Origin of the sequence: Nocardia noduli, assembly GCF_019038455.1 — a bacterium.
In the GTDB taxonomy this organism is placed as follows: Bacteria; Actinomycetota; Actinomycetes; order Mycobacteriales; family Mycobacteriaceae; genus Nocardia; species Nocardia noduli.
In genome coordinates this window covers 37,494-48,805 of record NZ_JAFMPL010000056.1, presented here as the reverse complement: position 1 = coordinate 48,805, position 11,312 = coordinate 37,494, and the positions used below count along the sequence as shown (strand labels likewise).

The window sequence follows — 11,312 nt, the reverse complement described above, 5'->3', positions numbered from 1 at the left end:
CCACTGGACCAGCCTGCTCGAGGCCCGGGTGGTGATCGGAGATTTCAAGACCGACCACAACCGGCGGCACCGGCATTCGGCGCTGGGCTACCGGACACCGGCCGAGTACGCTGCGGCCTGCACCCACTCCCACCACCCGGTGGGATGCGGAACCAACTGAACACCGCACCAATATCACCTGACTCTATTCCCGGGTGGTCGCGTTATCGGGGACTGCTCACTACCTCTGATATGCCGGGCACGATCGAGATTCGGACCTACGACGCGCCGGTTCGGTTCAACATCACGATCGTGGATAGCGACCTGTGTGTAATGCAGCCTTACCTTCCGCAGGCCCGCGGAGTCGAGTCACCGACCTTCGTAGCACGCCGATCAAACGAGGCAGGTATCTTCGAGACATTCGCAACTGTTTTCGAGAGCATGTGGGCCGACGGAAGAGAGAGAGCATCCGAGTGACCGACAATGCCGCGCTACTCGATATCGCTCGCGCGGCAGCAGCACAAGGCGCAGACCTGCTCGCTACCGCCGACCCCGGCGCAGTCCACACCAAGGGCGAACGCGACTTCGTGACCGAACTCGACATAAAAATAGAGACCCTGCTGCGCGGACGTCTCAAGGAGGAAACGCCTGACGTCGGCTTCTTGGGTGAAGAGTCGACATCACCAGCCACCGCCGAAGGGCACGGCCTCGAGTGGGTGCTCGACCCTATCGACGGCACCTCGAACTTCATCCATGGGCTTCCTCTGTGTGCCGTGTCCCTCGCACTTGTTCGTGGCGGGACGCCGGTAATCGGCGTCGTTCACGCGCCACTGCTGGGACTGGAGTACTACGCCGCCGAAGGACAAGGCGCATTCGTAAACGGCGCTCCGATCGCGGCCGGACGTGCGTCACGGCTTCAGGACGCCATCATCTCGATAGGCGACTACGCGGTAGGGCATGACGCGTCGGCGAAGAACACCGAGCGACTCGCGATCACAGCCGCACTCGCGGCGACCGTCGAGCGAGTCCGGATGTTCGGGTCCGCGGCACTCGATCTGGTCTGGGTTGCTGATGGTCGGACCGACGGATGCGTCATCATGTCGAACAAGCCATGGGATACAGCCGCTGGTGTACTGATCGCCCGCGAGGGCGGCGCCATCGTCACAGATTCGGATGGCAGCCCCCACAGTCTCGACGCCGGCCACACCATCGCCGCGAATCCGGCAATCGCGCGGGAGATGGTGCAGTTGCTCACTAACGCCACTTCCAACACCAAGATCAACAGCGCACGCTAGTCGCAGCTAGGGATTTTCACCGTTCGCTTCGCGCTGAGCTGCAAACATGCAGGTTAGCACAGCGATTGAGGCTCGGGAACTTCTAATCCCTAGGTCGCAGGTTCGATTCCTGCCGGGGGCGCAACACCGGGTTGACCTGGACCTATTCCAGGTCAACCCGGGATTACCCACACAGCACAACGCTCAAACAGCCGGAAATCCCGACGTCGAATTCCGGAGCGTCAGGTTCCGAAGCCGGTGATCCGTTCCGGAACGACACGCACGATCCACCGTCGAACGTTCGCGGGCTCCGGCGGCGGTAACTCCCCCACGTATTTCAGGGACAACCGCGCCGGAAGTCGCTTGTCCGGATCCGGCAGCAGCTCGGCGGTTCCCGCGATATCGATCGTCCGGTAGGGATTCTCGGAGTCGAGCACGGTCACGCTGACCCGGGGGTCGCGGGCGAGATTGCGCCCTTTCCGACGTCGCGCGGTCGTCGTGAACACCAGGGCGTCGTCATCCCTGTCCACCCACACCACCGACGTGTGCGGTGAGCCGTCCTCGTTCACCGTGGCGACCACCGCAAAGTTGTTGTCGTCCAGCATGTTTCGTATGTGATCAGGAAGTTCGGTCATCACACGAAAACTACCCGTGTGGGGTATCCGGGAACATGGCCGGACGACTCATCCCCATATCCCGATCGCTCATCGAGCCCGCGACGGCGTCCGGAGTGAGGTTCGTCACCGAACGGTCGCCCGCTCCCTACTCTCAGGCGTCCGGACCACGCCCGCGATCACACGGAACGTGGCCGAAGCGTGATATTTCCGCAGGTCGGCTCCATTTTCGTACCGAAAGTCGGTATACGCAGACTTCGCAGGTTGCGAATCCCCCAATCTGGCGCAAATCGGGTGCGGGTGGGGGCGATACGTCATACAGTGCGCAGTATCTCGATCGCAGCAACATTCGAGCGGCGCTCATCGGCGAGCGGATCGCTCGGTCGATCGACTGACTGCGGTACGCGACATAGCGTGCCGCATTCGGGGCCGAAATGCGGGGGAACAGGGATTTCATAGCGTATGGCCGCGTCCCGGCCCCTGCCGATCCGACTGATCTCGGCACCGTACAGCGATCTCTCAGCCTTACCGGATGTGGAGCAAGCGATGACAGTCACCACACAGCAACGGGACGAAGCGGCGTCTTCTCTCGAGCTGGAATTTCCTCGCCATCACCTCGGCGACCTGCTGACCGCCACCGCCGCGGGGGACGAAAACGCCTTCGCCGAGTTCTATCGGGCGACCAACCGGCGGGTGTTCGGACTCGCGGTGCGCATCGTGCGGAGCCCGACCATGGCCGAGGAGATCATGCAGGAGGTCTACCTCCAGGCATGGAACAGCGCGGATCGATACGATCGCTCCCGCTCGGCCCCGCTGACCTGGTTGATGATGCTCACGCACCGGCGCGCGGTGGATCTGGTCCGGGCCGAACAGGCCAGTACGGACCGCGACAACGCTTACGGCAGTGCCGATTTCCGTCCGGGGCACGACACGGTCACCGAACAGGTCGATCTGCGTTTCGACCATCAGTCGGTGCGCGACCATCTCGGTCGACTGACCGCGCTGGAACGTGAGTCGATCGCACTCGCCTTCTACGGCGACCGCACCTATCGGGAGGTCGCGGAATTGCTCGGCATCCCGTTGCCGACCGTCAAGAGCCGCATCCGCTGCGGCCTGAAGCAGTTGGAAGTGCGGCTGAACAGCGAATGGAATGACTGGTCCAACCAGTTGACCAATTGACCTGAGGGTTGCACACTGGTCACGTGGAATTCATCGTTGTCACGCGCACCGCCGTCTCCGACGAGGTCTTCGGTCAACTCGTCGACGCGATCCTGGCCGGACGTATCGCCCCGGAAGACGCGCTGCCGGGCGAACGGGAACTGGCCGAGAACTTCCAGGTGAATCGGCACGCGGTGCGCGAGGCGGTGAAGCGGCTCCAGCAGAGCGGGCTGGTCCGGGTGACGCAGGGCGGAAAGACGCGAGTACTGGACTGGCGCACGAACGCCGGGCTCGACATCCTGTCGTCGCTCGCGCGCTCGGGCGCGGTCCCCGCGCAGCGGATTCTGCGCGATATCGCGGTGATGCGACGCTCGATCGCGGCCGACGCGGCGCGGCTGTGCGCGCAGCGCGCCGATGACGTCCAACTCGAAGCGGTGCGGGCCGCCGCCGACGCCTACCCCGATCCGACCGAGGAATTCGACACCGTCGTCGCCGCCGATATCGCGTTCTGGGTGGCGATCCTGGACGGCTCGGGCAACCTGGCCTACCGGCTCGGGCTGAATACCCTGGTCGCCGGTTATTTCGGCATCGGCATGGAACGGATCGCCGAACTAGGACTCGGCAAGGAATACGTCGATCGCGACGCCCATCAGCGGTTGGCCGGACACATCACCGCCCGCGCGGCGGACGCGGCCTACGACCTCGCGTACACGTTGCTGAGCGGTTTGGTTGACGCCCAGGAAGAACCGAGCGAGTAGCCGTGTTCGACCTGATCGCCCACGCCATACCGGTTTTCGTGCTCTGTCTCGCGCTGGAGGCGATCTCGTTCGCGGTGCGGCCCGACGACGAGAAACTCGGCTACCGGTTCGACGACGCGCGCACCAGCGTGCTGATGGGCCTCGGCAACGTGGTGATCAATCTCGGGTGGAAACTCGTGGTGGTCGCGGTCTATGCCGCGGTGTATCTGGCCTCGCCCCTGCACCTGCCGACGAACAACCCGCTGACCTGGATCGCCCTGTTCTTCGCCGACGAGATCGCCTTCTACTGGTATCACCGCACGCACCACACGATCCGGGTGCTGTGGGCCAGTCACGTCGTGCATCACAGCAGCCGGTTCTACAACCTCTCCACCGCGTTGCGACAGCCGTGGACGCCGTTCACCGCCCTGCCCTACTGGCTGCCGCTGGCCCTGCTGGGATTCCCGCCGTGGATGATCCTGCTCCAGCAGTCGATCAGCCTGCTCTACCAGTTCTTCATCCATACCGAACGGGTCTCGACGCTGTGGCGGCCCATCGAATTCGTGTTCAACACGCCGTCGCACCATCGCGTCCATCACGGGTCCAACGAGCAGTACCTCGACACCAACTACGGCGGGATACTGATCGTCTGGGACCGGATCTTCGGCAGCTTCCGACCGGAACGCGAGAAGGTCCGCTACGGGCTCACGAAGAATATCGACACCTTCAACCCGGTACGGGTCGCCACCCACGAATTCGCGGCGATCCTGCGTGATCTACACACCGCGCGCGGCTGGCGCGAACGGGCGGGATACGTGTTGCGCGGGCCCGGCTGGAAACCGGCCGACACCTCCGCGCCAGGACCGGGCCTCGCGGAACCGGCCTGATGTCGGCTTCGTCACGTCGAACCGCGTCTGCGCGTCAATAATCCGGCGGCCCAGCCGATCAGGAACATCACCAGCAGGATGAGCCACATCGGCGCCGTGATGTCGACGAGCAGGATCTCGATGGACACCTTCGCGCGGTTCTCCACCACGAAAATCACAGCGAGCACGGTGAGTCCGAGCGCCAGCCACTGGGTCGGCGAGATCCGGGAGAACAACGAGCGTTTCTTCGTCTCGGCCATATCCGCTCCCTTCGTCGCCACGGGTCCGACCTCCAGGTTCGTCGCGGGCGAAGTGGGGTACCTCACCCGCGAGGGGTGATCCGTGCCGCGTCGGCAACCTCGCGTACGCTCCCGATATATCTGCGGTTTGCCTGAAGTGTGCCCGGTACGGCATCGTTTTCTTGGTTCGTCGGAAATTCGGCAAACCCGGCTCCGGAATCGGGTCGGGTGCTTACGGCGGGGAGTCCTGGGTGTTCACACAGACATCGACGGTGACGCGGCGGTCCGACGCGACCCACCGACACGATCTGGATGGGCTGCGCGGTGTCGCGATCGCGCTGGTCGTGGGTTTCCACATCTGGATGGGCCGGGTCTCCGGCGGCGTCGACATCTTCCTCGTCCTGTCGGGCTTCTTCTTCACCGGCATGCTGTTGCGCCGGGTCGACGCCTCCGACCGGGTCGCGGTGTGGCAGACGCTGCGCCGTACCGCGCGCAGGTTGTTGCCGACGCTGGTGGTGGTACTCGCGGCCGTCATCGCGGGCACGGTCTTGGCGCGGCCCTACACCCAGTGGGGTGACATTTCCGCGCAGACGCTGGCTTCGGTCTTCTACTACCAGAATTGGTATCTCGCGCACGCCGAATTGAGCTACGCCGCCGCGGACCCGTCGGTGAGTCCGCTGCAACATCTGTGGTCGATGGCGATCCAGGGCCAGTTCTACCTCGCCATGGCGCTGCTGGCCGCGGTGTGGGCGTGGCTGAGCCGGGGACGCGGGCCCGGACCGCGTCGGGCGAGCCTGCTCCTGGTGATCACGGCGCTCGGCGCGGTGTCGTTCTGGTACGCGGCACAGGGGTCGGGACGTCACCAGGCCTGGAACTACTACGATTCCGGCGCGCGCGCCTGGGAGTTGCTCGTCGGCGCGGCGCTGGCGGTGGCCCTGCCGTGGATCCGGCTCTCGATGCCGATCCGCGTGCTGGCGGCCGCGCTCGGCGCGGCCGCGGTCCTGTCGTGCGGACTGTTGATCGACGGCGCCGACCTGTTCCCCGGTCCCGCCGCGCTCTTCCCGGTGGGGGCGGCGGTCGCGCTGATCCTAGCGGGCGCCGGTCTGCCGCCGGGCGAGCAGCCCTGGCCCAACCGGCTGCTGGCGAGCCGGGCCTGTGTCGAACTCGGCAGCCTCGCCTACGCGCTGTATCTGTGGCACTGGCCGCTGCTCATCTTCTATCTCGTCGAAAACGGCAAGGCGACACCGGGTCCCGGCGGCGGACTGTTGATCCTCGCCTGTTCGGTGATCCTCGCGGTCCTCACCCAGCGACTGGTGGAGTCGCCGCTGCGGACGCGCGCGAACAGCGAGGTGAAGACCGAAGGGTCGCCGAGGTACCGCCGCGCGGTCGGCGTCACCGTCGTCGTCACCGGCGTGGCCGTTTTCGCGGGCGCCGTCGGCTGGCAGATGATGTTGCGCGCCAACCCGGCCCATCCGCCGCAGGCACTCGACGCGATCAGTTATCCCGGCGCCGCGACCCTGCTCAGCGACAGCGTCGAGCAGAAGCCAGCGGCCATGCGCCCGACCGTCTTCGAAGCGGAGGCGGACGCGCCCGCGCCCACCTATGACGGCTGCATCACCCCGAATCGTGAAGTCCGCGTGTGCACCTACGGCGACCCCGATGCCGCGCGCGCCATCGCCATCGTCGGCGGTTCGCATTCCGAACATTGGCTGCCCGCCTTCGAAATGCTCGGTAGCGAACACGGTTTCCGCGTGGTGACCTATCTGAAGGAGGGTTGTCCGCTGACGCTGTCGGATCAACCGTCCTACGCCGAATTCCCCTTCCCCGAATGCCGGGAATGGACCGAGGAAGTCCTCGACCGGCTCGCCGAGACCCGACCGGAATGGGTTTTCGCCCCGGGCACCCGCTATCGCATGCACGCCGACGGCGACGAGGTTCCCCCGGAATTCCTCGACATCTGGACGGCGCTGTCGGACCGGGGACTGCGGGTACTCGCGATCAGGGACACCCCTCGGTTGCGCCGCGACGGCATCATGTACCGGGCCATCGACTGTCTCGCGCATCGCGGGACCGCGTTCAGTTGCGGTGTCGAACGCACGACGGCCCTGGATCCGCAGAATCCCGCGGAACAACCCGCCTCGGCCTATCCCAATGTCTTCCCCTTCGACCTGTCCGACTCGATATGCAGACCCGACCGTTGCCAGGTGGTCGAGGGCAATATCCTCATCTATCGCGACGAGCACCACCTGACCGCCAGTTACTCGCGATCGCTCGCACCCGAACTCGGCAGGCAACTCGGCGCGCTGACCCAATGGTGGTGACCGTGCGCGGCATCGTGACTTCGGTCGCCGGGCGAATACCCGGCGCCTCGCTGGGTACTGTCGATCCCGTGAATGTGTGGTTGGGCCGGAAGTTCCACCGGGTGGGTCGATTCGACAGGGCGGTGAGCCGGGCGGTGGCCGGGATCCCGGTTTCCGCCGTCGACAGCGGCCTGCTGCGCCTGACCCGATCGGCGAACTACAGCCTGCTGTGGACCGGTGTCGCGGCCGCGCTCGCCGTCCAGCCGGGCGCCACGCGCCGGGCCGCGTTGCGCGGCATGGTGTCGGTGGGCGGCGCGAGTTTCGTCGTCAACGTGGTGCTCAAATCACTTGTCGCGCGACGCAGGCCCGCCGCCGAACTGCTGCCGCTGCCGCGCAGGCTGATCAACGCACCGACCTCGTCCTCGTTCCCGTCCGGGCACAGCGCGGCCGCCGCCGCCTTCGCGACCGCGGTCGCGCTGGAGAGTCCGCGCACCGCGCTCGCGGTGGCTCCGCTGGCCGCCACCGTCGCGTATTCACGGGTGCACACGGGGGTGCACTGGAGTTCCGATGTGGTCGTCGGCGCCGCGGTCGGCAGCCTGGTTGCCCTCGCCACCAGGCGCTGGTGGCCGGTGCGCGAATCCGATGAGGCGCAGGCCCGCATCGTCGCCGAGGTGCCGCGGCTCACCGAAGGCAAAGGTCTTGTGCTGCTTGTCAATCCGGTCTCCGGCGCACCGGGCTACGATCCCACCGAGGATGTGAAGGCCGCCCTGCCCGCGGCGACGGTACTGCGCACCGAGATCGGCCGCGATTGCGTCGAGCAGTTGGAGGAGGCGCTCGGCGCGCAGCCGGACAAGGCGCTGGCCGTGGGCGCGGCGGGCGGTGACGGCACCATCGCCGCCGCAGCCACCGTCGCCTTGCGCCACGCCCTGCCGCTGGTGGTGATCCCGACCGGAACACTGAATCATTTCGCCCGCGATCTGGGCGTCTACGACCTGCTCGAGGTCGTGGACGCGACGGGCGCGGGTGAGGCCGTCGGCGTCGATATCGCCGGGGTCGAACTGGAGACGGACGAGGGGACTCGCACGTTCCACTGGATCAACACCGCCAGTCTCGGCGCGTATCCGGATCTGGTGCGGCGGCGCGAACAGTGGCAGGACCGGTGGGGCAAGTGGCCCGCTTTCACCGCGGCGCTCATCGTCACCTTGCGCAAGTCCGAACCGATCCGCGTGCGCCTGAACGGGCAGTGGCACGACCTGTGGTTCGTCTTCGTCGGCAACAGCGCCTACCACCCGCACGGCGCGGTCCCCGCCTTCCGCTCACGCCTCGACGACGGATTGCTCGATGTGCGCTGGCTGCGCGCCGATCTGAAATTCTCTCGCACCCGCGCGGTGCTCGCGCTCATGCTCGCCGCCATCGGCCGCAGCAAGGTCTACAGCGAGAAACAGGTGAACGAACTGATCGTGCACCTGAATGCCCCCGAGTCCGTCGCCGCCGACGGCGAGGTCCTCGGCGAGGCGAGCCGACTGCGATTCACCGTGGCGGGGCAGGTCGCGACCTATCGACGTGACGAGGACAATCCGCGCTGGGCGACGCGCGCGCGTCCGCATCATCGCAGGCCGCTGGCTCGGCTCTGGGATTTCCGACGCGGAAGGCCGCAGAACCGGGACCTCGATTAGGCGGCGGATCGCCGCCCCGACCTCTCCGCCCTTGCGCGGGTGCTTACATCATGATCAGCTATCTTTCAGCTATCGGCAGATCCACCCGACGCGGGGAGTTGCCAGATGTCCAAACGGAAGATCCTGATCATCGCGGCGCTGGCCGCCACCACGCTGGGCGCGAGGGAGAACGTGGCGGCCGATCTGCCACTGCCCTATTTCGGCACCGCGGGCCAGGTCATCACCGTGGTCGCCGACTCGCCCGGTGCCACGACCGCGACACTGACCGCCTGGCAGCGACGTCCGGACGGCTGGCATACCGAGATCGGCCCGGTCCGGGCCTTCGTCGGTAGCGCCGGGGTCGGACTGACCGCCGACAACATCCCGCGCACACCGGTCGGGGTGTGGTCGCTGACCGAAGCCTTCGGCATCGAACCCGATCCCGGCACCGCGTTGCCCTACCGGCATGTCGACACCTCGGACTGGTGGGTTTCCGACGCACGCGCCCCGCAGTACAACAAGCACGCGCGCTGCTCGGCGGGTGGCTGCCCCTTCGACGAGGCCATCGGCGAGAACCTGGGCGAGATGGGACCGGTCTACGACTACGCCGTGGTGATGGACTACAACCGCAACCCCGTCGTCCCGGGTCTCGGCTCCGCGTTCTTCCTGCACGTCACCGACGGAACGCCGACCCTGGGATGTGTGGCGATCGGCGTGGACGAACTGCGCGACATCATGCGATGGCTGGATCCGGCCCAGCGTCCGGTCATCGACATCGGGATCGCGCGACGTCTATGGTGAGCGGACCGCGGGCGCATCGGTCCCGCGCAGCGCGTTTCCCGAGGCCCCGCCCCGCTCTACACTGAGCGGCGTGCGTTGTCGAAGACTGATCACCCTCGCCCTGTTCGCCCTGCTCGCCGTCTCGGGAGGGGCCGCGTGCACCGTCGAGGGACCGGGAAGCAGCGCCGACTGTCATGTCAGCGGGTGCACCGTCACCTTCACCCGCGGTGTGGACGCCAAGGCCAGTGTGCTCGGCATCGACGCCGAACTCGTTGCGGTGAACGGTAATACGGTCACCTTGAAGATCGCGGGCCAGCAGGTTCTCGTCCCGGTCGGCGAGACACAGCCCGCGCAGGGGCTCGATGTCACCGTGCAGGAAGTCACCGACGAGAAGGTCGTGATCAAGCTGTCGACGGGTATCACCACCACCGGCTGATCACCGCGCGGGGATATCGTCTTCTCCCGCGTCGGCGCTCTTGTCGGACAACGCTTCCCGCGCGGTGTGGTCGATGCGCGGATCGTCGGGCACGTCGTAGCGACGGATGTAGAGACTCAGGAACGCTTGGACGGTGGCCGTCGCCGGAATCGCGAGCAGCGCGCCGACCGCGCCCAACAGCGCGCCGCCGCCGAGTACCGCGAGCAGCGCGACCGCCGGGTTGACGTCCACCGTGCGGGCGGTCAGGCGCGGTTGCAGGATGTAATCCTGGAACAGCTGGTAGACCACGACGAAGATCAGGATCCATACCGCGTCGATCGGGGATACGGTGAGCGCGACCAGCACCGGCAGGATTCCGGCGATATAGGTGCCGACGGTGGGGACGAACGAGGCGATCACCCCGAACCAGATGCCCAGCGCGACGGCGTCGGGAATGCCGAGTAGCGCCAGGAAGAACCCGTGCGCGATCGCCGAGATCGCGGCGAGCAGCGCGCGGCTGTACAGGTAGCCGCCGGTCTTCTCGATGGCCAGATCCCAGGCGCGCAGCACCGCGTCGTGACGCCGGGGAGGCAGCAGCGAACAGATCGCGCGGCGCATCCGGGGACCGTAGGCGGTCAGGTAGATGCTGAACAGCGCGATCATCAGGAATCGGACGAGTCCGCCGAGAATCGTATTCGACAGTCCCCAGGCATTGTTCGCCGCGCGTTCGGCATACGCGCTGATGACATCGGAATCCTTCAGCAGCCGTTCCCGCAATTGGGTCACGGTGAAATCCTGATCGAAGGTCCTGTTGATCCATTCGACCGATTCGTTGAGCAACCGCGGCGTTTCCCCGACCACATTGTCGACGGTCTCCACGAGCAGGATGCCCAACGCGGCGCTGAATCCCACCAGGCAGGCGAACAGCACCACGAAAACCAGTCCGGTCGCGAGACCGCGCGGCATGCCACGCGCCGCCAGACCGTCCACCGCGGGTTCCATCGCCAGCGAGACGAAGAAGGCGACGAGCACGACGACGAACAATCCCAGCAGCCGGTGCACGGCCCAGGTACCGAGTTCGTAGGCACCGAGCAGTACGAAGGCCAGCGCCATCGCCCTCGGCAACCAGGGCGGCATCCGACGCGCTCGATCCGCCGTCCGGGACGCGGACGGGCTAACGACGACGGATTCCTCGTCGGCAGGCGGATCGACCACGCAGCCCAGTGTCGTCCAGTGACCTGCGAATTCCCGGTTACGACTCGCGTCGGACCGCTATCGCCGACCTACGCCCGCGG

Annotated in this window: 13 protein-coding genes; 10 read left to right on the top strand and 3 right to left on the bottom strand. The window is 66.4% G+C overall.

What is annotated here, in order from left to right:
- Positions 1–13: 13 nt before the first annotated feature.
- From JZ792_RS25350 to JZ792_RS25345, 3 genes are read left to right on the top strand one after another with little or no spacing between them, the layout of a single operon-like run.
- Positions 14–160 (top strand): hypothetical protein, encoded by a 147-nt coding sequence (locus tag JZ792_RS25350; RefSeq protein ID WP_438804381.1) that lies wholly within the window; start codon positions 14–16, stop codon positions 158–160.
- Positions 145–456 carry a DUF5919 domain-containing protein gene (locus tag JZ792_RS43250; RefSeq protein WP_368858166.1) on the top strand — a complete coding sequence of 104 codons (312 nt, stop codon included), beginning with the start codon at positions 145–147 and terminating at the stop codon, positions 454–456. Before JZ792_RS25350 ends, JZ792_RS43250 begins: the two co-directional genes overlap by 16 nt.
- Positions 453–1,274 carry an inositol monophosphatase family protein gene (locus JZ792_RS25345; protein WP_216914099.1) on the top strand — a complete coding sequence of 274 codons (822 nt, stop codon included), beginning with the start codon at positions 453–455 and terminating at the stop codon, positions 1,272–1,274. The genes JZ792_RS43250 and JZ792_RS25345 overlap by 4 nt, the downstream gene beginning before the upstream one ends.
- 221 nt (positions 1,275–1,495) lie before the next feature.
- Here JZ792_RS25345 and JZ792_RS25340 read toward each other — a convergent pair whose 3' ends face one another.
- Entirely contained in the window at positions 1,496–1,888 is a 393-nt protein-coding gene (locus tag JZ792_RS25340; protein WP_216914097.1) for a PPOX class F420-dependent oxidoreductase, read from the bottom strand.
- Between the two features lie 525 nt (positions 1,889–2,413).
- Between JZ792_RS25340 and JZ792_RS25335 the strand changes: the two genes are divergently transcribed.
- The 3 genes from JZ792_RS25335 to JZ792_RS25325 are packed head-to-tail and all read left to right on the top strand — an operon-like array spanning position 2,414 to position 4,649.
- Positions 2,414–3,046, top strand: coding sequence for a sigma-70 family RNA polymerase sigma factor (locus JZ792_RS25335; protein WP_216914095.1), 633 nt, complete (start codon positions 2,414–2,416; stop codon positions 3,044–3,046).
- 23 nt (positions 3,047–3,069) lie between these two features.
- Positions 3,070–3,783 (top strand): FadR/GntR family transcriptional regulator, encoded by a 714-nt coding sequence (locus tag JZ792_RS25330; protein WP_216914093.1) that lies wholly within the window; start codon positions 3,070–3,072, stop codon positions 3,781–3,783.
- Between the two features lie 2 nt (positions 3,784–3,785).
- Positions 3,786–4,649, top strand: coding sequence for a sterol desaturase family protein (locus JZ792_RS25325; protein WP_216914091.1), 864 nt, complete (start codon positions 3,786–3,788; stop codon positions 4,647–4,649).
- An 11-nt stretch (positions 4,650–4,660) separates the two neighbouring features.
- Here the strand turns inward: JZ792_RS25325 and JZ792_RS25320 are convergent, their stop codons facing one another.
- Complete coding sequence (locus JZ792_RS25320; RefSeq protein WP_216914089.1) at positions 4,661–4,888, bottom strand: hypothetical protein; 228 nt, start codon at positions 4,886–4,888, stop codon at positions 4,661–4,663.
- A gap of 230 nt (positions 4,889–5,118) precedes the next feature.
- On the opposite strand from JZ792_RS25320, the gene JZ792_RS25315 reads away from it, so the two are divergent.
- The 4 genes from JZ792_RS25315 (at position 5,119) to JZ792_RS25300 (ending at position 10,038) form a co-directional block, all read left to right on the top strand.
- Positions 5,119–7,188: an acyltransferase family protein gene (locus JZ792_RS25315; RefSeq protein WP_216914087.1), complete on the top strand. Its 2,070-nt coding sequence runs from the start codon at positions 5,119–5,121 to the stop codon at positions 7,186–7,188.
- Between the two features lie 68 nt (positions 7,189–7,256).
- The gene (locus tag JZ792_RS25310; RefSeq protein WP_308165451.1) at positions 7,257–8,843 is read left to right on the top strand and encodes a bifunctional phosphatase PAP2/diacylglycerol kinase family protein; all 1,587 of its coding nucleotides are present in this window, start codon (positions 7,257–7,259) and stop codon (positions 8,841–8,843) included.
- Positions 8,844–8,948: 105 nt separating this feature from the next.
- A complete protein-coding gene (locus JZ792_RS25305) occupies positions 8,949–9,623 on the top strand; it encodes a L,D-transpeptidase family protein (RefSeq protein WP_216914083.1) in 675 nt (224 codons plus the stop codon).
- Between the two features lie 70 nt (positions 9,624–9,693).
- Entirely contained in the window at positions 9,694–10,038 is a 345-nt protein-coding gene (locus JZ792_RS25300; protein WP_216914081.1) for a hypothetical protein, read from the top strand.
- Here JZ792_RS25300 and JZ792_RS25295 read toward each other — a convergent pair whose 3' ends face one another.
- Complete coding sequence (locus JZ792_RS25295) at positions 10,039–11,232, bottom strand: AI-2E family transporter (protein WP_308165450.1); 1,194 nt, start codon at positions 11,230–11,232, stop codon at positions 10,039–10,041.
- Positions 11,233–11,312 lie beyond the last annotated feature (80 nt).